Below are 22,087 nucleotides of genomic sequence, written 5' to 3'. Positions count from 1 at the left end.
CCCCGCCCCTCCGCCCTCGCTGGCCAAGCCGCAATCGACCTCCGAGGCCATCGACCGCCTCAACGAGCGCATGGCCGCGGTCAACGAGGCCAATTCCGAAGTCGGCGGCTTTGAAGCGAGCGTCCACAAGATCAAGGAACAGGTGCTCCCGCGCCTGCTCGAGCGTGTCGACCCCGAAGCGGCGGCAACGCTCTCCAAGGAGGAGCTCTCCGAGGAATTCCGCCCGATCATCATGGAAGTGCTGGCCGAGCTGAAGGTCACCCTCAACCGGCGCGAGCAGTTCGCGCTGGAAAAGGTGCTGATCGACGAACTGCTCGGCTTCGGCCCGCTCGAAGAGCTGCTGAACGATCCCGACGTGTCCGATATCATGGTCAACGGGCCGGACCAGACCTACATCGAAAAGAAGGGCAAGCTCCAGCTCGCCCCGATCCGTTTCCGCGACGAACAGCACCTGTTCCAGATCGCGCAGCGCATCGTGAACCAGGTCGGCCGCCGCGTCGACCAGACCACGCCGCTGGCGGACGCCCGCCTGAAGGACGGCTCGCGTGTGAACGTGATCGTGCCGCCGCTCAGCTTGCGCGGCACCGCGATCTCGATTCGTAAGTTCTCCGAGAAGCCGATCACGCTCGACATGCTGCGCGACTTCGGCTCGATGTCGGACAAGATGTGCACCGCCCTTAAAATCGCGGGCGCGTGCCGGATGAACATCGTCATCTCGGGCGGTACCGGTTCGGGTAAGACGACCATGCTCAACGCTCTCTCCAAGATGATCGACCCGGGCGAGCGCGTGCTGACCATCGAAGACGCGGCGGAACTTCGCCTGCAGCAGCCGCACTGGCTGCCGCTCGAAACCCGCCCGCCGAACCTCGAAGGCCAAGGCGCGATCACCATCGGCGACCTCGTGAAGAACGCGCTGCGTATGCGCCCGGACCGCATCATCCTCGGGGAAATTCGCGGCGCGGAGTGTTTCGATCTCCTCGCGGCGATGAACACCGGTCACGATGGTTCGATGTGCACGCTGCACGCCAACAGCCCGCGCGAATGCCTCGGCCGTATGGAAAACATGATCCTGATGGGCGACATCAAGATCCCCAAGGAAGCCATCAGCCGCCAGATCGCCGAATCGGTCGACCTGATCGTGCAGGTCAAGCGTCTGCGCGACGGTTCGCGCCGCACCACCAACATCACCGAGGTGATCGGGATGGAGGGCGACGTGATCGTGACGCAGGAGCTGTTCAAGTTCGAATATCTCGATGAGACCGACGACGGGAAGATCCTCGGCGAGTTCCGCTCGTCGGGGCTGCGCCCCTACACGCTGGAAAAGGCGCGGCAATTCGGGTTTGACCAGGCGTATTTGGAGGCCTGCCTCTAATCAGTCTCCCCCCCATTCCAGAGGGAAGCACGGGCTTCAGGACTGGGATCGTGCACTGCGTCGCCGCCAGCGCCTGATCACGAGGACCAACGCGCCCCCGCCCAGCATTCCGCCGATCGCGGGGAGAAAGTCGATCTGGTTCGTCCGCCTTGCGGGAAGCTCGTCCCCGATCCTGACACCGTCATAGGTCAAAGGCGTGCCGTCTGCCGATCCCGCCGTAATCCAGCGCTCGATCGTTACAAGGTCGTGCGGCCCGACGGGCATGATCGACGCGTTGCTGCAACCCTGCTGGTGCACCACCGGCAGGGCCGTCAGCGCATTGCGCGACGGGTATCGCAGCCAGCCGCTCCAATCGCCTTCAGGTGCCTTACTTCGAACCACAGCCACAAGTGTTGCATCGTAGCGGCTCATTCTGTCCGGTAGCTCGAAGGTCGAGTTGGGCCACCACAAGCGGATCGTCTTGCCAGCCTCGCCCTTGAGCACATCATCAACGCGGTAGGTGAGAACCGCCAGTTCCTCGTCGACATAGCGATCCTGCGCGGTCACGATCTCGTAATCGGTAAGCTTACCGACGAAGATGAGATCCGCTTCAAGGAAGGCGGTCTCGTCATATTCCCTGTACGTGATGCAGGCATGGCTTGCCGAGGCTACCGGCCACAGGGCGAGTGCTGCAAGCAAGGGTCTGAAGCCACGCGCAAAATGCATGGCTTAGACTATCCCTAGTTGCCCCTGATCACAACCGGCAGCGCCATCGCCAATAGGCCTGCGCCCAGCATCGCGCTCAGCACGAACAGCCCGGTCCACGGCACCCAGCCGACCTGCTCGAGCCGTGCGAGGTTGCGCGTACGGGTGCGGCGCCATTCCATCAGGCTCGCGAACAGCGCGAATGCCAGGCACGCGCCGCCTGCCCACGCGACTTGCGCGGCATCGCTCAGCAGTTCGAATTGCGCCACGACGTCCATGGCCCGCCATTTAGGCGCGCGGGGCGCTTGCGCAATCCCCCGCCCTCGGCCAAGCCCGCCGATGATGGATGGCTCGATCGCCCGCCCCCGCCCGCTGCTCGCGCTCGGCCTGCGCCTGTGCGCCGCCTTCGCGCTGGCGACGATGGCGATGCTGGTGAAGCTGGCGGGAGAGCGCGGCGCACATCTCGTCGAGCTGATCTTCTGGCGGCAGGCGCTGACCGCGGTGCTGGTCGGCGCAGGGCTCGCCGCCACCGGCAACCTCCGCCTCCTCAAGACCGATCGCCTCAGATCGCACACCATCCGTTCGGCCACCGGCCTGTTCGGGATGTTCTTCACCTATGGCGCGGTGCTGCTGCTGCCGCTCGCCGAGGCGACCACGCTGGGCTTTACCGCGCCGATCTTTGCCGTGCTGATCGCGATGATCCTGTTTCGCGAGCGGATCGGGCCCTATCGCTGGAGCGCAGTGGTGATGGGCTTTGCCGGGGTGCTGGTGGTGATGCGACCGGGTAGCGGCGAGCACCACGGCGTGACCGCCCTGGGCGTCGCGGTCGGCTTGATGGCGCCACTGATGGTGACGATCATCAGCTTCCAGATCCAGGACCTCAACAAGACCGAAAACCCGTGGAGCATCGTCTTCTGGTTCGCCGCCTTGAGTGCGCCGGTGGTGGGCCTGCTGCTGCCCTTCGTCATCACGGCGCATGATCCGCTCACCTGGCTGATGATCCTCGCGATGGCGCTGGTCGGCGCGGCGGCGCAGATCCTGCTGACGACCGCGCTGCGCTTCGGCTCGGCGGCGGTGATCCTGCTGATGGATTACACCGCGCTCCTGTGGGCAAGCTTCTACGGCTACTACGTTTTTGACCGCGCCGCGCCTGCCAGCCTATGGCTCGGCGCGCCGCTGATCATCGCTGCCGGATTGCTGATCGCATGGCGCGAACGGCAGCTTGCCCGATCCCGGGTGCATTCCGGCGAATAACATGGACCTTTGCGGGGCCCGGTCCGGTTGGCGTCGGACCGACCACTCGAGGATCCTTCCGCATGACCAACCGCACCCGCATCGCCGCCATCGCGCTCACCGCGATCACTCTTGCCACTGCCGCCTGCAACACTGTCGAAGGCGCGGGCGAAGACCTGCAATCGGCCTCGCGCGAGGTGAAGGAAGAAATCTGACGCTTTCCGCCTCGCGCGGACGGCATTTGGCCGCAAAGTCAGGAAATTTTCAGGATTGAGCGGCTTTGATCGGGGGGAAACCACCGATTGGAGCCGCTCGATGATCCGAAACCTCTTTGCCGCCGCCACTCTCGCTGCCCTCGCACTCACCAGCGCCGGGTGCAACACCGTCGAGGGCGTGGGCGAGGACATCAAGTCCGTGGGCCGCGCCGGAAAACGCGCGATCGACTAGTCCTTCGCGCTCAAATCGGGCGAAAAACCAAGGTCAAGTTATTGGCAGGCATCGCATGGCGCGCCGTGCGGGAGAGGCCGTGCGCGGCGGCAAGGATGTCCAGATCTTCGGCACGCCTGAGGCCCCACTCGGGGTTGCGCGCCTTCAGGCTCTCGTCGAAGGCCAGATTCGAGGCAGCCGTCTCCACCCCGTCTTCGAGATATGGCCCGTAGAGGACTAGCGGCCCGCCACTGCTGCCCAATAATCGGGCAGCACCCCGGAAAAGCCCTTGGGTCGCGGCCCATGGGCTGATGTGGACCATGTTGATGCACACTATTGCAGCAGCCTCGGCGACCGGCCAGATGTCGGGGTCTGCCGCATCGAGCATCACCGGCGCGGACAAGTTCGTGCCCGGGTAGTCCGCGCGATACGCCGTGATCGAAGCCAGCGCCTCGGCTGACGGATCGCTGGGCAGCCATGTGAGCGCACCGAAACGCGCGGCAAAGAACACCGCGTGCTCGCCCGTCCCTGCCGCAATTTCGAGCACCGTGCCCGAGCCCGGCAATTCGCGCGCGAGCACCTCGGCGATGGCTTCGCGGTTGCGCAGCGTTGCGGGAGCGTGCTGTTTGCTCATCAGACCTTGCGCTCCTGCCCTTCCCAATAGGGCGCGCGCAATTCGCGGCGCAGGATCTTCCCGCTGGCGTTGCGCGGCATGAGCGGGATCACATCGACGCTCTTGGGCGCTTTGAAGGCCGCGATCCGCTCGCGCGTCCACGCAATGACGTCGGCCTCGTCCACTTCCATGCCGGGCTTGGCGACGGCGCAGGCCTTGACCTCCTCGCCCCACTTGGCGCTGGGCACGCCGATCACTGCAACCTCGGCGATGGCCGGGTGGCCGTAGATCGCGCTTTCGACTTCCGCCGGATAGACGTTCTCTCCGCCCGAGATGATCATGTCCTTGATGCGGTCCTGGATGTAGACATAGCCGTCCGCATCCATCACGCCCGCGTCCCCGGTGTGGAGCCAGCCGTCGTCATCGATGGTCTTGGCGGTGGCCTCGGGGAGCCTCCAGTAGCCGGCTGTATTGGATGGAGAACGGATGCACACCTCGCCGATTTCGCCCCGCGGCACCTCGACATTGTCGGGCCCGCGCACTTCGATCTCCACCCCCGGCAGCGCCTTGCCCGCCGAGCGCATCCGCTGGTTGCCTTCGAGGCTATGGTCCTCGGGGGGCAGGATCGAGACCGTCCCGGTCGTCTCGGTCATGCCATAGGCCTGGAGAAACTGGGTGTTGGGCATGGTCTGCACCGCCTGCTTGAGCAGCTCGAGCGGCATCGGCGCGGCGCCGTAGATGAGGTAGCGCAGGTTCGAGAAATCGGTGGTGGCCGCCTGCGGGTGCTGGATCACCATCTGCAGCGCGGCGGGCACGAGGAACATGTGGGTCGTCCCCGCCTCGATCGCGGCGAGCACGCCCGCCGGAGTGAACTCCGCCTCGAACCGGCAGCGGATGCCGGCGAGCAGCGCGAGGCTGAAGGTGCCCGTGCCGCCGATATGCGCGATCGGCATGGCCACCATCATGCAGTCGCCGCTGCGGTAATCGGTGTAATAGGTGAGGCCCGCGGCAATTCCCTCGACCCGCAGCTTGGTGAGATTGGCGTTGGACAGCAGCACGCCCTTGGGATGGCCCGTGGTGCCCGAAGTGTAGAGCTGGAGGATCGGATCATCCGGCCCGCAAGGGGTGAAGTCCGCCGGTTCGCAGCCGCGCGCCTCGGCCAGCATGGCAGCGTCGTCCATGCATTCGGGCGGGCTCGCCAGTTCGGCCATGGCCGCGGCCGCAAGCTCCATGAAGTCGGGCGCGGCGACCAGCAGCCTGGCCCCGGTATCGCCGAGGATATAGGCAACCTCGCGCGCGGCGAGCCGCCAGCCGATCGGCGCGATCACGATCCCGGCACGGGCGCAGGCGCAGTAGAGCAGGCCGTAACTCGCCGCGTTCTTGCCGAGGAACGCCACCCGGTCCCCCGCCCCGATTCCGCGCGCGGCCAGCATTGCGATGATCTGGCGCGAGAGCCGCTCGACCTCGCCATAGGTGAAGGCTTGGCCACCGCCCTCGATCGCGGGCGCATCGGGCTGCACGCCGGTCCAATGGAGGAGGATCTCGTCGAGCGTGAGGAGGTTGTGCTGCGCGATCTCGGTCATGCTGGTGTCTCTCTCCCGGTGCCTTGTTTGTCCGGGAGATTAACCGAGCCGCGCGCGCCGTCCAGCGGCGTTTTTTCTAGCGAAACCGCCCCTGCCGCCGCGCGGCGGGCTCGCGGACGAGCAACCAGATGCCAAGGCCGATGGGGCCAGCCATGAAGGTCGCAAACAGGATCGGGGCCTGGATAAAGCGCGAGATGTTCTTGGCGTCCGCATCGCGCGCGATCCACAGGCCCACAAACAGGTCGAAGGCGAGGTAATGCGTCCAGCCGATCGTCACCCCGCCATCACTGGCGAAGATCGCGCGGATGCCGGGGATGGTGGTGAAATCCGCCCCGCCCCCGCCCGCATTCGGGATGAGCCCGCTCACCACGCCGACAAGGCCGGTGGCATAGACCGCGCAGAGCAGGCCGACACCGAGATAGAGGATCGCCGAAAGCAGCACGGGCCAGCGCGGCAGCAGGATCAGCGCCGCCCACGCCGCCAGCGCGAGCAGGTTCACCGCCTTGAACACCAGCGCCCAGTCCATCAGCCTGCGTCCTCCCCTTCGTGCGCTGCCGCCTTGCGCCATTCGCGCGCGGCGCGGCGCATCGCCTCGTTATCGTGGGTGAAACGCCCGCCCGCCCGCCGCAGCGCGAGGCCCAGGGCCGCCTCGGCGACCAGCCCGGCATCGATCGAGCGGTATTGCTCCCACTTGCCCGAGAGCAGCGGGTCGATCAGCGGCGCGGCGATCAGGGCGGCGCGCTCGGCAAGGCGCAGGTCGCCCTCACGCGTGCCCCGCAAGAGGCCGGGGTGGAGGATATCGAGCCGCTTGAAGCAGATCCGGCTCACCGCCTCCTCGGTCTCGCCCTTCACGCGCATGTAGAGTGCCTTGGAACGCTTGTCGGCCCCGGCGGCGCTCACCAGCACCATGTTGGGCACCCCTGCGCGCTTGGCGGCCTCGGCGGTGGCGAGCACCAGATCGTGGTCGACCGCGCGGAACGCGGCCTCGTCGCGCCCGGCCTTCTTCCATGTCGTGCCCAGCGCGCAGATCAGCGCGCGCGGGCGCACCGCGTCCAGCACCTCGCCCCACTTGGCCGGCTCTGCCACGAACATTTCCATGCGCGCGCCGGGCGGCAGCGGCGCCTCGCGCCGGGCGATGCCGAGGATGCGCACAGAATCGCCCGCGCTCGCGAGCTCGATCACGCGCCGCCCGATCAGGCCCGTCGCCCCGACCAGCGCGATCCGCACCGGACCGGTGATGCGCGGCTCATACATTGATCAGCCCCTCCGGGCGTGTGCCGTAGATCTCGCCCACCGACTTCATCGCGAAACGATCGCTCATCCCGGCGATGAAGTCGGCGATGACACGGCTGCGCTGCGGCTCGGCCTGCGGCAGGCGGGCGAGCCAGTCGTCGGGCATCAAAGTGGCGTCCTGCGCATAGGCGGCAAACAGCTTGGCAACGACCTCGCGCGCCTTCTCGGCCGCGGCGATCTGTTCGGGATGGTAGTAGAGGCGTTCGTACATGAAGGACTTGAGCCGCCGCTCCTGCGCCGCCATCGCGGGGGAGAAGCCCGCAAGCTGGCGCCCCGCCGCGCGCACCTCGGCGACCGAGGACAGGCCCTTCGCCTGTCCGGCCGTATGCGCAATCACGTCGTTCACCATCATCCCGATCTGGTCGCGTATCATCTCGCGCAGCAGACGCTCGCGCGGGGCATTGGGAAAGCGCTTTTCGACCGTCCGCCACTGGTCTGCGAGGAAATCCAGCGCAAGCAGGTCGTCGAGCGTAAGAAAGCCTGCCCTGAGGCCATCGTCGATATCGTGGTTGTCATAGGCGATGTCGTCGGCCACGGCCGCAACCTGCGCTTCCAATGAGGGCCAGCTGCCCAGATCGAGCGGGAAGGCCGCATCCAGTTCGGCGAGCGCCCAGCCGGGGGCGGCGACCGGGCCGTTGTGCTTGGCCAATCCCTCGAGCAGGTCCCAGGTGAGGTTGAGGCCATCGTGCTCGGGATAGGGGCACTCGATCCGCATGACCGTGCGCAGGGCCTGCGCATTGTGGCAAAAGCCGCCGTGGCGCGCCATCGCGTCGCTGAGCGCCGCCTCGCCCGCGTGTCCGAAGGGCGGGTGGCCGAGATCGTGAGCGAGGCACAGCGCCTCGGTCAGATCCTCGTCGAGCCCCAGCGCGCGGGCGATCACGCGGCCGATCTGCGCGACTTCGAGGCTGTGGGTGAGGCGGGTGCGGTAATGGTCGCCGTCGGGCGCGATGAATACCTGGGTCTTGGATTTCAGCCGCCGGAAGCTCATCGAATGGATGATCCGGTCACGGTCGCGCTGGAACGGGCTGCGCGGGCCCCGCTGCTCGCCCGCATCCGCGCGCGCGAACTCGCGGGACGGGCCGGCGGCGGGATCGGCAGCATAGGGAGCGCGGGGGGTCACGGGGTCAGCGCTTAGGTGCTCGGCTGCCAGCGCTCAACCGGAACGGGGCATGAACATCGCGATGTGCGAAGAAAATCAAACGCTTGGCGCCCGCAAATCTGGGGAGAAATATGGGGCCGCCCTCCGGTGATTGGGGGGGAGGAGAGCGGCCCCAAGGGCCTGTCGGTGCGACCCGAAGACCCGGATGATGCCGTTACGTTTCCGTGACAAAATCCGGGGGCGCAGATAGTGGGAACGTTATCTGCTTGCACCCCATGCAACGCCGCATTGCGGCAGAGCGCCCGCTCAGGCGGACGAAACGAAGGCTAATAGACACCTTCCTGCTCGAGGATCCAATTCGCCGCCGCCTCGCAGTGGATGCGGGTGGAATCGAAGATCGGCAGGACATTGGCGTCGATGTCGACCACGAGGTCGAGCTCGGTGCAGGCCAGCACCACCGCAGCCGCGCCTTCCTGTTCGGTGTTGGTGATGATCGTCTTCAGGGTCCGCTCCGCCTCACGGGTGACCTTGCCGACCATCAACTCGTCATAGATGATCCGGTCGAGCATCTCGACATACGCGAGGTTGGGCGGCAGCAGGTCGATCCCGTGCGCGACGAGGCGCTTGCGATAGAAGCTCTCGGTCATGACGTTGCGGGTGCCCAGCAGGGCCGCGCTGGTCTTCCCTGCGCGCTTCATGGCAAGGCCGACATACTCGGCGATGTGGAGGATCGGGATATTCACCGAGGCGGCCACGTCGTCATAAAGCCGGTGCATCGAATTGGCGCCGATGACAAGCCCCTCGGCCCCGGCCCCTTCGAGCCGCCGCGCGCTTTCGATGAGCACGCTCGCCGCGCGCTGCCAGTCGCGTTCGGCGGTGAGCGCGTAGAGCTGGCAGAAATCGAGGCTTTCGATCAGCAGCGGCGCGCTCGCCATCGGCGCGGCGCGCTTCTGGACGATGCGGTTGATCCGGTCGTAATAGGTGGCGGTCGACACCCAGCTCATGCCGCCGATGATCCCGAGTTTGCGCAACGGCCCGTGTCCCCATTCGTCAGTGTGCAGGTACGGAAAGCTCTAGGGCGCGGGGCGGCCTCGCGTCCAGTGGTCACATGCCGGGATGCAGAATCACGGCTGCTTTGGTGCAGGAGCGTGCTGCGCGAGCCACGGTTCGAGATCGGCGAGCGTCGCTGCCGGGGCCTCTTCCTGCGGCAGGTGGCCGACCTTGGGATAGGTGCGCAAGGTGTTCTGCGGCAGCGTCTTCGCCAGCCATCGCCCCGCCTCGACCGGGATGATCCGGTCCTCCTCGCCCCACAGGATCAGGGTCGGGGTGTTGAACCTGGAAATGTCGGCCTCGGCGAGCGGGTCATAGGGCATGCTGAAGCGCGCCAGCGTCGCGCGGCGATTGCCGGGATAGCGCAGCAGCTCCCAATAGCGGTCGATCATCGCCGGGGTCACGATGCTCTTGACCGATACCGTCTGCTCGAGGCTCTGCGCGATCAGCGAGCGCGGGGTGATCTGCTCGGCGATGCGGTTGACCCCCGGCATCCGGGCGATGGCGAAGCCGACATTGCCGCTGTCCTTATCGTCCTTCTCCAAGCGGGCAATCTTCAGCATCGGGCCGCCGCTGCCGTCGACCAGCACGAGGCCGGAGAGCCGCTCGGGATGGGCAATCGCGAAGGCGAGCGCATGCTTGGCGCCCATCGAGTTGCCGCCGAGGACGAAGGTCTTGAGTCCCAGCTTGTCGGCCACTTCGTCGATGTCGGCGACGAAATTGGTGGTGGAGTAGTCTTCGCGTGGGTCGGGGCCGGTGAGGCCGTGGCCGACCTGATCGAAGCGGATCACACGATACCGGCCCTTGAGCGCCTGCACCCACGGCTCCCAGGTGTGAAGGTCCGCGTTGGAACCGTGAAGGAGCATGATCACGGGCGCGTCACGCGGGCCCTCGTCGCGCAGGTGCACCGTCACGCCGCCGTTGATCGCCACGAATTGCGAGGGCGGTGCGCCATATTTCGCGCGCATAGCGGCCGGATCGGTATCGGGCGTGCGCACGATCAGGAAGGCGACGACCAGCAGCCCGACCAGCGCCAGCACCCCGCGCAGGGCCCACTTGATCACTCGGGCATCTCCGCAATCCAGCGCCGCACCACCGCGACCCCCTGCTTGTCGACGCTCGCCTTGCCGAGTTCGGGCATGGCGATTCCGGGCGCGGCGCTAGCCATGCGGTAGAGCAGGATCGATTGGTCGGGATGTCCGGCAACGATGGAGAACTCGTACTCCCCCGCCCCGCGCCCGGCCGCGACCGGGCGCTTGCCGATGCCGAAGGCGTGAGGGTCGCGCTGTTCCCAGCGCAGGTCGAGCCCGGAATTGGACGCACCCCCGCCCGGCTGATGGCAATGGGCGCAGTTCACATCGAGATAGGCGCGGGCGAAGGGCTCGGCCGGGCTCTTGGCGGTGTAGCCCGCCCACACCGGCATGGTCGCCGCGCCCGGCGGCAGGCGGTCGAGCTTGCCCGCCTTCAGCATGTCACCCAGCCACCTGACCGAAAGATTGCGCGTCTTGGGCCCGATGGGGACAACCTTGTTGTCGATCGAATGGCAGGTCTTGCACTGGTTCTTGTTGGGGATGGCGTAGGAAATCGCCTCCCCCGCCGGGGTGACGAGATCGATCCGCCCGCCTGCGATGGCCAGCGTCGCGTCGGTTTGCTCGGCGTTCCAGCGATAGGGGAGCGCCACCCAGCCATCGGCGCGGTGCAGCAGAACGCGGGTCTCGATCAGGCGCCGGTCCTTGCCCTCACCGAAGGCGAAGGTCTTGAGGATCGCGGCGCCGACGGGGAATTGCAGCAGGCCCTCGCCGTCGGCGATGAGCTGCGTGCCCTGCGGCAGGTAGATGAAGCGCAGCTTCTCCGCCCCGTCCGACCACAGCGGGGTGCCGAGCGCATAAGGGTGGACGCCGGTGTTGGGCACCTGCCGTGCGCCATCGGCGAAGAAGCCGAAGTCGGACAGCTTCGCGGGAAAGGCGGCGCTCGTGATCGCCCCATCCGCGACGGGCGGCGCGGCGAGGCGCGCGTCGGCCATCGCGCCGCCGAGCGTGACCAGCGAAAGCGTAAGGAGAGCCGCGGGCCACTTCACTTCAGCCGCACCTCCAGCGCCGCAGGTGCGCCGACCTCGGGGAATTCCCAGGATTCGAGCGGGGTCAGCATCAGCGGCCCGGGCTGGGCCTCGGCAATTGACTGCCCTGGTTTCTTGAGGTTGAGGGTCCAGCCGGTCACGCCCTCGGCGATCTTGAGGCCATTGCCGTCCTCCTCGATCCCGTCCCACAGCACCGGCGGCAGCGCCCCGCCGAAGGCCCCGAGCAGCTGCTCCTTGCCATCGAGTTGCGGATCGTCCCCGCCGCGCCCGAAGGCGTTGGGGCCGACGATCACGTTCCTCGCATAGGGGTTGTAGCGCGGATCGTCGAACTTCTGGACATAGGCGATCACCATGACATGCGCGGTCGGATTGTTCTCGAAGGCGTTGTCCTCGATCAGCACGCCGTCATTCGCCATCACCAGCACGCCGGTGCCGCGCCGGACACTCGCGACGATATTGCCCGGCGGCGCAAAATTGGGGGTATCGTTGTCGGCGACGATGTTCTCGCGCAGGATTACGTTGCCCCCGCCCATGACGGGGAGGCCCGGCAGGTCGAACACCAGCAGCCCGCCTGTGTTGCGGCTGGCGATGTTGTTTTCGACCAGCGCATTGCGGCTGTTCTCGATCTCGATCCCGGCGACGTTGTAGGTGACGACATTCTCGCTCACCGTGATGTCGCGGCTCTGGCCCACGTAAATCCCGGCATCGGACGCGCCCGAGACCTTGGAATTGGTGACGAGCACACCCGTGCTCTCGACCGGGTAGATGCCGTAAGCGCCGTTGGTGGCCTTGGGGCCGCCGGTCCATTCGACACGGATGCCGGAGTAGACGATCATGTCCGCGCCCTTGGACTTGATGCCGTCGCCCTTGGGGTTCTCGACCGCGAAATCGCGCAAGGTGACGTTGTCGGAGGTGACCAGCAGCCCTTCGCCGCTGCCTTCCTGCGCGGTGAAATCGAGCACGGTCTTGTCCATCCCCGCCCCGCGCACCGTGACGCCGTCGACATCCAGGCTGAGGCCGTCGGTGAGCGTGAAACGTCCTTCGCCCAGTTCGATCACGTCGCCGGGCGCGGCGAGAATCAGCGCCTCCTGCAGGCGTGTGCCCGCGCCCTCGCCGGGCGTGACCCGGTGCGTTTCGGCGGCGAGCGGCGCGGCTGTCGAAAGCAGCGCGGCGGCGAATGCCAGTCGGTTCATGTTGTTCTCCCTCCGCCTTGCCTTGTGGCGCAAGCGAGGCAGGAAAGGCAAGCGTCAGGCGCTATCCAAGCCCGATCGCGCACAGCCCGGCCGAAGTGGTGAGCACCGCAACCGCCCCGCCATCGTCCACGCGGCGCAGGCGCTTGACCAGTTCGCCGAGGCCGTAACCTTCCTCGGGCTCGCCTTCCCGCGCGGCCATGCCCTGGCGCAGTTTCCACAGCTGGGCGATGGTCAGCCGATCGACCATCCGCTCGGCCATGCAGGCCGCACGCTTCTCGCCGATGCCGGACTCAACCAGCGCGCCCTTGACCTGCATCTCCACCAGCGGGTTGGCGAGGCCGGTATAGACCGCCCCGCCTGCCAGCAGCAGCACCAGCAACAGGCCAATGATCAGCTTGCGCATGTTCGTCCCGATCTCTCTTCAAAGCCGTAAGCGCATCAGCCCGGGTCGCGGTCTTTCGGCTCGACGATAACATAGACTGCCGTCGTCTCGCCGATGTTCACGGCTTCGTGCCAGGCGACGCCATCGCTCCACCACGTGCTGCCCGATGCAAGCACTCTCTCGGCGGTTCCCGCAGCGGTGGTGATCCGCATGGTGCCGCCCTGTTCGATATAGCCCCAATGGCGCGGGTGGGAATGCCGTTCATGTCCCACGCCGGGAGGAAAGGTGCATCGCAAGGCCCGCATCTCGGCGTTGTCGAACAGCAGTTCGCACACGCGCCTGCCCTGCCAGCCTGCGTCGAGAGCGGTCGGCAAGGGCGCATCCGACGCGCCCAGCAGCAACGGCGACGCGGCGAGACAGGAAAGCGCGCGCCTCATCCCGTCAATCGAGCGACTTGACGATTTCCTCGACCATCTTCTTCGCGTCGGCGAGCAGCATGACGGTCTGGTTCATGTAGAACACGTCGTTATCGACCCCGGCATAGCCCACCCCGCCCATCGAGCGCTTGATGAAGAACACCTGCTTGGCCTTGTCGACATCGAACACCGGCATGCCGTAGATCGGCGAGGACTTGTCGGTCTTGGCGGCCGGGTTCACCACGTCGTTGGCGCCGATGATGAAGGCGACGTCGGCCTGCGCGAACTCGGAGTTGATGTCCTCCAGTTCGAACACCTCGTCATAGGGCACGCTGGCTTCGGCGAGGAGCACGTTCATGTGCCCCGGCATGCGGCCCGCGACGGGGTGGATCGCATACTTCACCTCCACGCCCTTTTCCTTGAGCTTGTCGCCCATTTCTCGAAGGGCATGCTGGGCCTGCGCGACCGCCATCCCGTAGCCGGGGATGATGATGACCTTCTCGGCCTGTTCGAGCATGTAGGCCGCGTCCTCGGCGCTGCCCTGCTTGTAGGGCCGCTGCTCGCGCGCGCCTCCGGCCGCACCCGCGCCTGCATCGGCACCGAATCCGCCCGCGATCACGCTGATGAAGCTGCGGTTCATCGCGCGGCACATGATGTAGCTGAGGATCGCCCCCGAGGAGCCGACCAGCGCCCCGGTGATGATCATCGCCGAGTTGCCGAGCGTGAAGCCCATCGCCGCCGCGGCCCAGCCCGAGTAGCTGTTCAGCATCGATACCACGACCGGCATGTCAGCGCCGCCGATCGGGATGATCAGCAGGAAGCCGATGGCAAAGGCCAGCACGGTGATGGCGATCACCATCCAGCCCTCGCCCGCCCCGCCGACCGGCGAGACGGTGTAAAGCCCGATCAACACAAGGATCGCGGCGAGCATCCCCAAGTTGATGACATGCCGCCCCGGCAGCATGATCGGCGAACCGCTCATCCGGCCCGAGAGCTTCATGAAGGCGATGACCGAACCCGAGAAGGTGATCGCCCCAATGGCGATGCCGAGGCCGAGTTCGACCCGGCTCACCGCCATGATCTGGCCCGCGGCATCGGTGATCCCGAAGGCGGCGGGGTTGAGCCATGCGGCAAGGCCCACCACCACCGCGGCCAAGCCGACGAGGCTGTGGAAGCCCGCCACCAGTTCGGGCATCGCGGTCATGGCGATGCGCCGCGCGATGGTGACGCCGAGCACCGCGCCGATGGCAATCGCGGTCCCGATCTCGACGAGGTTGGTGCCGTGCATCACCAGCGTCGTGCCCACGGCGAGCGCCATGCCGATCATGCCGTTGCGGTTACCGGTGCGCGAGGTTGCCGGGCTCGAAAGGCCGCGCAGCGCGAGGATGAAGAACACGCCCGCGACGAGATAGGCGAGCATCGCCCAGGCCGGGGTGCCGCCGCCGTGAGCAGCCGCCGAAAGGATGGAGAAGGTCATGAGCTTACTTCTCCTTCTTCTTGTACATCGCCAGCATGCGCTCGGTCACGGCAAAGCCCCCGAAGATGTTGATGCTGGCCATCACCACGCCCGCCAGCGCGAGATATTTCGCCACCGGGTTCTCGGCCTCGGCCGCAGCAATCAGCGCGCCGACGATGATCACCGAGGAGATCGCATTGGTCACCGCCATCAGCGGGGTATGCAGCGCCGGGGTCACCGACCAGACGACGTAATAGCCCACGAAGCAGGCCAGCACGAAGATGCTGAGAATTGAGATGAAGTCCATGGTTTGCCCCTATTTGCCCGGCGCAAGATATTCGGTCAGCAGCGTCACCAGCCCCGGCACGTCGGCCCCGCGGCTGAGGTTCAAGGCAATGGGTTCGCTGCCCGAGACGGTGATGGTGAGTTCGGTATCGAGATCGAAGTGCCCCGCGCTCTCGAGCGCGAAGGTGGTGATCGCGCGATAGGGGATCGACAGGTAGCGCCGCTTGGAACCGGTCAGCCCCTGGATGTCGGTGATCATGATCCGCCGGTCGGTGAAGATGATCGAATCGCGCACCATCTTGAAGGCAAAGCGCACCGCCTCGCCGCGCCCGAGCGCATAGCCGAGATCATCGGCAGCGTCCGCGGCGTCCCAGACGGTGGCGTTGATCAGGCCCATCGCTCTAGTAATCCTCGCAGGCACGGGGCGCGGGACCAGCCGCAGGCGCGTGGAGCCAGACGGCCACGCGCGCGTCGGACAATGCCGGGATCAACGACCAGACGACGTAATGGCCCACAAGGCAGGCCAGCACGAGGATCCCGGGATTTGAGATGAAGTCCATGTTAGCCTTCCAGGTAGCTGTCAGGATCGGATCGTTCGTCGGCACATCCGGCGATTATCCAGTCAGGCAGGTGCGTGCGGTTCACAGGATCTCCCCCACCCTCATGCCAGTGTATGAAATCGTTCCGGTGCCCGCCTCCTTGTCGTAAGACGTCACGCTGAGGGTGCCGCCCGCAAACCGGGCGGTCTGCGGCATCTTGCCGGACATCGGAATCCTGGTCTGGCCGAAGCAATAGTCGGCATTGTTGGGAAACCCGAGGACCGAACGCCCCTCGGCGCGGGGGGCGCAAAGGTTGAAGATCAACTCGCTGAACAAAAGTCCCCCGGTGTAGATCACCAGCTCGAACTTGATCGGCGCAAGATCGGTTACGGGCTGGAAGGCATCCTTCGGAACAGCCGCGCGCACGTCCTCCCATTCCGCGACGGGGAAGCGACCGATGATGTAGCCATAGGAAGTCGAGGAATAGTAGTCGCCGCCATTCTGGGCGGTGACGCCGACCTTGTCGAACGCGCCGTCGCCGTTGGAGTCCGCAAGGCACCTGATCGATGCCATCTTGCGCCTACGCTCGGTCTCGCAAATGACGTTCTTCGCCCGGTTCGCCGGGGCAAAGGTAGTGCCGGCCGGTATCGTCTCCCGCTTGCCCCGCCCCGGAATATCCCGGGCCAGCCTCAAGGGGTCGACCGGTGTCGCCTTGCCGATTTCAACGCGCGTGTTCTTGGCGAAGGGCGTATTGACGAGCGGTTCTGCGCTGCTCGTGACCACCCAGGGGATCGAAACGATGCGCGGCAAGGGCGCCGCCGACTGCGCGGACGCGGCATTCTGCCCCGCCAGCACACAACCGATTGTCGCGATCAAGCCCGCCGCAGCACGCTTCACCCCAGCAGCCTTTCGTTCACGACCTTGCCGCCCTGAGTCAGGCGGATCGCATTGCCGATTTCCTCGTCGAGCACCGGCTTGCCCGCTTCCTTGTCCCAGAAGGCGCTGAGGAAATTGTAGTGGTTGCGCGCGAACAGCGCCGAGGCGTCGGCGGGGAGCTGCGCGGGGGTGTTCGAGTAGCCGATGATGGTGACGCCGTGCTTGACCACGGTCTCGTCCGCCACCGAGCCTTCGACGTTGCCTCCTTGGGCGACCGCAAGGTCGAAGATCACGCTCCCCGGCTTCATCGTCGCGATCTGCGCGTCGGTGATGAGGCGCGGGGCGGCGCGGCCCGGGATCAGCGCGGTGGTGATGACGATGTCCTGCTTGGCGATGTGACCGCTCACCAGTTCGGCCTGCGCCTTCTGGTATTCCTCGCTCATCTCGGTCGCATAGCCGCCCGAGCCCTCGCCCTCGATCCCCGCGACGTTCTCGACGAAGATCGGCTTGGCGCCGAGCGACTGGATCTGCTCCTTGGTGGCGCTGCGCACGTCGGTCGCCGAGACCTGCGCGCCGAGGCGCCGGGCGGTGGCGATTGCCTGAAGGCCAGCAACCCCCACGCCCATGATGAAGACGCGCGCGGCCTGCACCGTGCCGGCCGCGGTCATCATCATCGGGAAGGCGCGGCCATAGGCATCCGCCGCCGCCAGCACCGCCTTGTAGCCAGCGAGGTTCGACTGCGAGGACAGCACGTCCATCGATTGCGCGCGGGTGATGCGCGGCATGAACTCCATGGAGAGGGCCTCAAAGCCCGCTGCAGCATAGGCTTCGACCCGCTCGCGCGCGGTGAAGGGATCGAACAGCGCCGCCACCATCGCCCCCGGCTTCGCGCCCGCCAGCAGCGCCACATCGGGCGCCTGAATGCCGAGCACGATGTCCGCATCCTTGACCGTCACCGCGGCATCGCCAACCTCGGCGCCGGCCTCGGCATAGGCGGCGTCGGTGATCGAGGCGATCACTCCGGCCCCCGCCTCCACCGCAACCGTGCAGCCGAGCGCGGCAAACTTCTTCACCGTTTCCGGCGTGGCGGCGACGCGCGTCTCGCCCGAGGCGCGCTCTGTCAGGATGGCGATTTTCACGTGGGCGCGCGCTTAGCTGGCGATCGCGGCGACGACAGCGAAGGTGATCACCGCGATCACCGGGACGGCCCATTTCAACGTGGCCATGAAGCCTTCGTAGGTGGCCGTAGCCTTTTCCATGTCGTGAACACTCATGATGTCTCTTCCCCTTGAGCCGCCCAACGCCCGGCCGGGCAATTGGTTGCCGGATGGTTGCGAAAAAAGCGGGGCGTGTTGCCCGTGGCGTTCCCGTATCGGAGCCGCGCGCGCTACTCAAGTCACCTTTAGTGAGAGCACCCGCCCCCGCGCCATTGTCGACGCCTGCACCAACCTGTCCCGCAGCGGCACAGTCTTAATCGGGTTTTTACCCCTCATGGTTATCACGGCGCGACGATGTCGGAGCCGGACCTTGTTCCGGCCGAGCGAGGGAGCCGAACGGCAAGCAAATGGCAGAGATGGATTGCCTTCCCCAGGCACAGGATGACGCGCGGATCGTCATGCTCATCGACGACGAGCCCGCGCAGGGCCGCCTCATCACCGCGATCGCCGCGCGCGATGGCTGGCGCACGATCGTCGCCCCCGATGCCGAAACCGCGATCGCGATGCTCGGCACGCGCGAGGGGATGCAGCTCTCCGCGATCCTGCTCGACCAGTGGGTGCCGGGTGACGATGCCTGCGCGCTGATCGCCGAATTGAAATCCCGACGCCCCGCGCTCCCGATCCTGATGCTCACCACCAGCGCCTCGCCGCTGCTGGCGGTGGAGGCGATGCGCGCGGGCGCTTCGGACTATCTGGTGAAGCCCGTCTCTCCCGACCGGCTGATGGAGGCGCTGCGCAGCGTCACCACCCGCGATGTCCCGCGCGACGAGCTTGCGCCGCTGACCGAGAAGATGGCCGCCCATCTCGATTTCGACGCGATGATCGGCACCGCGCCCAGCTTCCGCGCCGCGCTCGCCCAGGCCGCCAAGGCCGCGCGCGGGCATGGCCATGTGCTGATCGAAGGCGAAAGCGGCACCGGCAAGGAAATGCTGATGCGCGCCATGCACGGCGCCTCCCCGCGCGCCAAGGAAGCCTTCCGCATCATCAACCTCGCGAGCGTCCCCCCCGGCTCGATCGATTCGGTGCTGTTCGGCCACGAACCCGGCAGCTTCCCGGGCGCGTTCGACCGCCAGATCGGCGCCTTCCAGCATTGCGATGCCGGCACGCTGATCCTCGACGAGATCGACCGGCTCACCCCGGCGCTCCAGCAGCGCCTCGCCGAGGCGCTCGAGACCGGTATCATCCGCCCCGTGGGCGCGACCTACGGCTTCCGCGTCGACGTGCGCCTGCTGGTCACCAGCAATGTCGGGCTCGACCGGATGGTCGAAGCCGGGCAGTTCGACGCTGGCCTAGCCGCCCGGCTCGGCGCGACCCGCATCGTTCTGCCGCCCCTGCGCGAGCGCACCGGCGATATCCCCGCGCTCACCCGCCACTTCCTCGCCCGCATCGGCGAGCAGCCAGGCCTCAACCACCTCTCGGTGAGCGACAGCGCGCTCGCCCTGCTCGCAGCCTATGACTGGCCGGGCAATGTCCGCCAGCTGCAATCGGTGCTGTTTCGCGCCGCGGTCTATTGCGAGGGCAACTCGCTCACCGCCGACAGCTTCCCCCAGCTCTCCGAGATGCTCGGCGAGCAAGGGAGCACCACCGCCGCCAGCAGCCACGAGGGCGTGGGCATCATGCTCTACACCTCCGACGGCAACCTGCGCCCATTGGAAGAGATCGAGGCCGACGTGATCCGCCTCGCCATCGGCCACTACCGCGGGCGGATGACGGAGGTGGCCCGCAGGCTCGGGATCGGGCGCTCGACGCTCTACCGCAAGCTCTCCGACCTCGGGATCGACAACGCTGCTTGATCGGCAGCCCGCGCCAGCCTAGCGGCGCGGCATGACACACCTTCAAGACTTCACCGGGCGCACCGCGCTCGTAACGGGTGCCGCCTCGGGGATCGGGGCGGCCTGCGCCAGGGCACTTGCGGCGCGGGGAGCTGCCCGCCTGTGGCTCGTCGATGTCGACGCGGCCGGGATGGACGCGCTCGACCTGCCGGGCTGCGAGGTCCACCGCATCACCGGCAGCGTCGCCGACGAGGCGCTGTGGCAGAGCCTCGAGCCGCGCCTTGCCGGGCTCGATCATGCCATCGTCAACGCCGGGATCGGCGCCGGAGGCCCGCTCGCCAGCCTCACCCTTGCCGAGTGGCGGCGGGTGATGGCGGTCAATCTCGACGGCGCCTTCCTGACCCTCGCCACCTCGCTGCGCGCGATGGCGGGCAAGACCGGCAGCGTGGTCATCACCGCCTCGACCACCGGCTTGAAGCCTGTCCCCGGCATCGGACCCTACGGCGTCTCCAAGGCGGCGGTTGCTCACATGGCCCGAATCGCGGCGGCGGAGAACGCCCGCGCCGGCATCCGCGTCAACGCCATCGCGCCCGGCGGTGTCGACACCGCGATCTGGGAGAGCGGGGAGGACTTCAAGGCCTCGGTCGCCGCTATCGGCCGCGAGGCGACCATCGCGCGGATGGCCAAGACCACCCCTTCGGGCCGCTTCGCCACCTCAGAGGAGATGGCGGACAGCATCCTCTACCTGCTGTCCGACGCCGCCGCCAACATCACCGGCCACGTGCTGGTGTCGGACGGCGGCTTCACCCTCTGAGGGATTACGCCGGCTCGATCGTGAAGCCTTCGACCGCCGCCGGTTCCTTGTGACCGGGGTGGTACATGTCGATGAAGATCATCGCCTTTTCGGGCGTGCTGCCCTTGCAGGTCACCTCGTAGCCGTCGATGATCCGCTCATAGGGCCCCCTCCCGAAATTGCCGACCCGGACGAAGGCCGGAGGCTGCCCGTTGGCGCAGCGCAACCGGTTCAGATAGGCACGCTGCCCGCCGGGCATGTCGGCGCGCACCGGGTTCTCCTTGCTGCCGAGCGGGTGGGCCTGTGCCTTCTCGATCAGCTTTTCGAGGTCCTTGCCGCTCACGATCGGGTTGCCGAAAATGTCGGTCGCATTCTGCGCCGCCGCGGGCAGGACCGCGCCGCCTGCCAGAATTGTGGCCATCGCTGCGAGCGTGGTCTTGCGAAGCATCATTGTCCCTCTCCCCCGTTATTTCCCAAAGCGTTGCACACGGCGCCCCGCCCGGCAAGGGGCATCACCACCCGAAGGTCTGGCTCGCGAGGGTGGCGCTGGTATTGCCCTTGAGGCTGACGGTCACGGCCTTCGCCTTCCAGTCGATATCAACAAGGCCGTAATTCTCGATCGGAAAGAACTTGCCGACCCGCGCCGCGTCCGGCTCGCGCGCGCTGCTGCGTTCGATATCGTCCCCGAAGGCGAGGTTCAGCGAGGAACTGGTAAGCTCCCAGATCGTCTCGCCGCCGTGATCGACCTTGTAGATCCCGGCCGCGTGGCGATCGCCCGAGAGCAGCACCAGCCCGCTCGCTTCGCGCTTGCCGAGGAGGTCGAGCAGCCGGGTGCGCTCGGCGGGGAAATTGGTCCAGCCCTCGAACTGGTGCGCGGTGGTCAGCACCTGGGTCGAGGAGACCACGATGCGCAAGTCAGCCGGCTTTGCCAATTCCTGTGCCAGCCACGCCCATTGCGCGTCGCCCAGCACGGTCTTGTCCGCGCCCGCATCGGGCAGATAGCCGCCCAGCGGCGGGCGGTCCTTGGTCCAGCCAGTGCGCTTCAGGTCCGAGCGGAAGAAGCGCGTGTCGAGCAGGATCACCTGCACGCGCTTGCCCTCCGGCCCGGTGATGGTGCTTTCATAGACCCCCGGGCGCGCCTTCACTGCCTCGGACGAACCCCAGAAGGTTTCGAACAGCGTCTCGGACCAGCGGCGGAAGGGGAAGCTTGCGCCCGCATCGTTGAGGCCGAAGTCATGATCGTCCCACACCGCCTGCATCGACACCTTGGAGCGGAAAGCGGCAAATTCGGGGTGCGAGGCCTGCAGGGCATAGGCACGCCGCAGCGAATCGAGCCCCGCGTCGCCATCCCATCCGGCATCGCCATAGACATTGTCGCCGATCATCAGGAACAGCTGCGGGTTGGCCGCAGCGATCTGCGCCCACATGTGCTGCGAAGCGTTCTGGTGATTGCAGCTGCCGACCGCGATGCGGGTGAGCGTCGTCGCCGGAGAAAGCGCCGGATTGGGCCCGGCGACCGGCAGCTCGATCTTGGCCTTGAGCGCCTCGTAATAAGGCGAAAGCAGCTGGTCGGGGGTGACCGCGACGGCCTCGGGGGTCTGGCCGAGCGCCGGTGCGGCAAGGCCAAGTAGGGCGGCAGCAGAAAGCAGGGCGAGGCGCATCGAAGTCTCCGGATTTTCTGTGTTTGCAAAAGGCTTCTGGCCGCGGCCCGTGACAGAACCGTGGCAG

Annotated in this window: 28 protein-coding genes; 6 read left to right on the top strand and 22 right to left on the bottom strand. The window is 66.8% G+C overall.

All coding sequences use genetic code 11. The features are described from left to right. Positions 1 to 70 precede the first annotated feature (70 nt). On the top strand, positions 71 to 1,372 hold the full coding sequence (locus tag AX708_RS13720; protein ID WP_082747231.1) for a CpaF family protein: 1,302 nt from the start codon (positions 71 to 73) through the stop codon (positions 1,370 to 1,372). Between the two features lie 36 nt (positions 1,373 to 1,408). On the opposite strand, the gene AX708_RS13715 is transcribed toward AX708_RS13720, so the two are convergent. Then, a complete protein-coding gene (locus AX708_RS13715) occupies positions 1,409 to 2,050 on the bottom strand; it encodes a hypothetical protein (protein WP_066532181.1) in 642 nt (213 codons plus the stop codon). Between the two features lie 41 nt (positions 2,051 to 2,091). Continuing rightward, entirely contained in the window at positions 2,092 to 2,334 is a 243-nt protein-coding gene (locus AX708_RS13710) for a hypothetical protein (protein WP_066532179.1), read from the bottom strand. Positions 2,335 to 2,395: 61 nt separating this feature from the next. On the opposite strand from AX708_RS13710, the gene AX708_RS13705 reads away from it, so the two are divergent. The 3 genes from AX708_RS13705 (at position 2,396) to AX708_RS13700 (ending at position 3,736) form a co-directional block, all read left to right on the top strand. Further along, positions 2,396 to 3,310: a DMT family transporter gene (locus AX708_RS13705; RefSeq protein ID WP_197426254.1), complete on the top strand. Its 915-nt coding sequence runs from the start codon at positions 2,396 to 2,398 to the stop codon at positions 3,308 to 3,310. A gap of 62 nt (positions 3,311 to 3,372) precedes the next feature. Continuing rightward, positions 3,373 to 3,504 (top strand): entericidin A/B family lipoprotein, encoded by a 132-nt coding sequence (locus AX708_RS21285; RefSeq protein WP_156443494.1) that lies wholly within the window; start codon positions 3,373 to 3,375, stop codon positions 3,502 to 3,504. 100 nt (positions 3,505 to 3,604) lie between these two features. Then, positions 3,605 to 3,736: an entericidin A/B family lipoprotein gene (locus tag AX708_RS13700; protein WP_066532460.1), complete on the top strand. Its 132-nt coding sequence runs from the start codon at positions 3,605 to 3,607 to the stop codon at positions 3,734 to 3,736. Between the two features lie 10 nt (positions 3,737 to 3,746). On the opposite strand, the gene AX708_RS13695 is transcribed toward AX708_RS13700, so the two are convergent. The 18 genes from AX708_RS13695 to AX708_RS21280 all read right to left on the bottom strand — a co-directional run bounded on the left by AX708_RS13695 (position 3,747) and on the right by AX708_RS21280 (position 17,851). Beyond that, the gene (locus AX708_RS13695; protein ID WP_066532174.1) at positions 3,747 to 4,349 is read right to left on the bottom strand and encodes a DUF938 domain-containing protein; all 603 of its coding nucleotides are present in this window, start codon (positions 4,347 to 4,349) and stop codon (positions 3,747 to 3,749) included. After that, positions 4,349 to 5,911, bottom strand: coding sequence for a long-chain-fatty-acid--CoA ligase (locus AX708_RS13690; protein WP_066532172.1), 1,563 nt, complete (start codon positions 5,909 to 5,911; stop codon positions 4,349 to 4,351). The genes AX708_RS13695 and AX708_RS13690 overlap by 1 nt, the downstream gene beginning before the upstream one ends. Positions 5,912 to 5,987: 76 nt before the next feature. Then, the gene (locus AX708_RS13685; RefSeq protein WP_066532170.1) at positions 5,988 to 6,437 is read right to left on the bottom strand and encodes an ABA4-like family protein; all 450 of its coding nucleotides are present in this window, start codon (positions 6,435 to 6,437) and stop codon (positions 5,988 to 5,990) included. Further along, positions 6,437 to 7,165, bottom strand: a complete 729-nt coding sequence (locus tag AX708_RS13680; RefSeq protein ID WP_197426253.1) for an NAD(P)H-binding protein — start codon at positions 7,163 to 7,165, stop codon at positions 6,437 to 6,439. The genes AX708_RS13685 and AX708_RS13680 overlap by 1 nt, the downstream gene beginning before the upstream one ends. After that, entirely contained in the window at positions 7,158 to 8,324 is a 1,167-nt protein-coding gene (locus tag AX708_RS13675) for a deoxyguanosinetriphosphate triphosphohydrolase (protein ID WP_066532168.1), read from the bottom strand. The genes AX708_RS13680 and AX708_RS13675 overlap by 8 nt, the downstream gene beginning before the upstream one ends. Before the next feature lie 305 nt (positions 8,325 to 8,629). Continuing rightward, positions 8,630 to 9,334 carry an aspartate/glutamate racemase family protein gene (locus AX708_RS13670; RefSeq protein WP_066532166.1) on the bottom strand — a complete coding sequence of 235 codons (705 nt, stop codon included), beginning with the start codon at positions 9,332 to 9,334 and terminating at the stop codon, positions 8,630 to 8,632. Positions 9,335 to 9,427: 93 nt separating this feature from the next. Continuing rightward, the gene (locus tag AX708_RS13665) at positions 9,428 to 10,417 is read right to left on the bottom strand and encodes an alpha/beta fold hydrolase (RefSeq protein ID WP_082745692.1); all 990 of its coding nucleotides are present in this window, start codon (positions 10,415 to 10,417) and stop codon (positions 9,428 to 9,430) included. Continuing rightward, positions 10,414 to 11,430 (bottom strand): SO2930 family diheme c-type cytochrome, encoded by a 1,017-nt coding sequence (locus AX708_RS13660; protein WP_066532164.1) that lies wholly within the window; start codon positions 11,428 to 11,430, stop codon positions 10,414 to 10,416. Before AX708_RS13660 ends, AX708_RS13665 begins: the two co-directional genes overlap by 4 nt. Then, a complete protein-coding gene (locus tag AX708_RS13655; protein ID WP_066532162.1) occupies positions 11,427 to 12,623 on the bottom strand; it encodes a parallel beta-helix domain-containing protein in 1,197 nt (398 codons plus the stop codon). The genes AX708_RS13660 and AX708_RS13655 overlap by 4 nt, the downstream gene beginning before the upstream one ends. Before the next feature lie 61 nt (positions 12,624 to 12,684). Then, positions 12,685 to 13,026 carry a hypothetical protein gene (locus AX708_RS13650; protein ID WP_066532159.1) on the bottom strand — a complete coding sequence of 114 codons (342 nt, stop codon included), beginning with the start codon at positions 13,024 to 13,026 and terminating at the stop codon, positions 12,685 to 12,687. Between the two features lie 35 nt (positions 13,027 to 13,061). Continuing rightward, the gene (locus tag AX708_RS13645; protein ID WP_066532157.1) at positions 13,062 to 13,442 is read right to left on the bottom strand and encodes a cupin domain-containing protein; all 381 of its coding nucleotides are present in this window, start codon (positions 13,440 to 13,442) and stop codon (positions 13,062 to 13,064) included. Between the two features lie 4 nt (positions 13,443 to 13,446). Then, a complete protein-coding gene (locus AX708_RS13640; RefSeq protein WP_066532154.1) occupies positions 13,447 to 14,898 on the bottom strand; it encodes an NAD(P)(+) transhydrogenase (Re/Si-specific) subunit beta in 1,452 nt (483 codons plus the stop codon). A gap of 4 nt (positions 14,899 to 14,902) precedes the next feature. Next, positions 14,903 to 15,184, bottom strand: coding sequence for an NAD(P) transhydrogenase subunit alpha (locus AX708_RS13635; RefSeq protein ID WP_054117330.1), 282 nt, complete (start codon positions 15,182 to 15,184; stop codon positions 14,903 to 14,905). A 9-nt stretch (positions 15,185 to 15,193) separates the two neighbouring features. Continuing rightward, positions 15,194 to 15,559, bottom strand: coding sequence for a PH domain-containing protein (locus AX708_RS13630; protein ID WP_066532148.1), 366 nt, complete (start codon positions 15,557 to 15,559; stop codon positions 15,194 to 15,196). A 4-nt stretch (positions 15,560 to 15,563) separates the two neighbouring features. Beyond that, positions 15,564 to 15,722: a hypothetical protein gene (locus AX708_RS21380; RefSeq protein ID WP_197426252.1), complete on the bottom strand. Its 159-nt coding sequence runs from the start codon at positions 15,720 to 15,722 to the stop codon at positions 15,564 to 15,566. A gap of 81 nt (positions 15,723 to 15,803) precedes the next feature. After that, a complete protein-coding gene (locus tag AX708_RS13625) occupies positions 15,804 to 16,598 on the bottom strand; it encodes a hypothetical protein (protein ID WP_067490248.1) in 795 nt (264 codons plus the stop codon). Then, positions 16,595 to 17,716 (bottom strand): NAD(P) transhydrogenase subunit alpha, encoded by a 1,122-nt coding sequence (locus AX708_RS13620; protein ID WP_066532141.1) that lies wholly within the window; start codon positions 17,714 to 17,716, stop codon positions 16,595 to 16,597. The genes AX708_RS13625 and AX708_RS13620 overlap by 4 nt, the downstream gene beginning before the upstream one ends. 12 nt (positions 17,717 to 17,728) lie before the next feature. Continuing rightward, entirely contained in the window at positions 17,729 to 17,851 is a 123-nt protein-coding gene (locus tag AX708_RS21280) for a hypothetical protein (protein WP_255358006.1), read from the bottom strand. A gap of 299 nt (positions 17,852 to 18,150) precedes the next feature. Here AX708_RS21280 and AX708_RS13615 point away from each other — a divergent pair, with 299 nt between their 5' ends. Together AX708_RS13615 and AX708_RS13610 are read left to right on the top strand one after the other, a co-directional pair. After that, entirely contained in the window at positions 18,151 to 19,587 is a 1,437-nt protein-coding gene (locus AX708_RS13615) for a sigma-54 dependent transcriptional regulator (RefSeq protein ID WP_066532453.1), read from the top strand. A gap of 31 nt (positions 19,588 to 19,618) precedes the next feature. Continuing rightward, positions 19,619 to 20,380 carry an SDR family NAD(P)-dependent oxidoreductase gene (locus AX708_RS13610; RefSeq protein WP_066532139.1) on the top strand — a complete coding sequence of 254 codons (762 nt, stop codon included), beginning with the start codon at positions 19,619 to 19,621 and terminating at the stop codon, positions 20,378 to 20,380. Between the two features lie 4 nt (positions 20,381 to 20,384). Here AX708_RS13610 and AX708_RS13605 read toward each other — a convergent pair whose 3' ends face one another. Beyond that, on the bottom strand, positions 20,385 to 20,810 hold the full coding sequence (locus tag AX708_RS13605; RefSeq protein ID WP_066532132.1) for a hypothetical protein: 426 nt from the start codon (positions 20,808 to 20,810) through the stop codon (positions 20,385 to 20,387). Between the two features lie 61 nt (positions 20,811 to 20,871). Then, complete coding sequence (locus AX708_RS13600) at positions 20,872 to 22,020, bottom strand: alkaline phosphatase D family protein (RefSeq protein WP_066532130.1); 1,149 nt, start codon at positions 22,018 to 22,020, stop codon at positions 20,872 to 20,874. Positions 22,021 to 22,087 lie beyond the last annotated feature (67 nt).

The organism is Erythrobacter sp. CCH5-A1 (assembly GCF_001557115.1).
GTDB lineage: Bacteria > Pseudomonadota > Alphaproteobacteria > Sphingomonadales > Sphingomonadaceae > Erythrobacter.
This window is presented reverse-complemented; position numbering and strand designations above follow the sequence as displayed.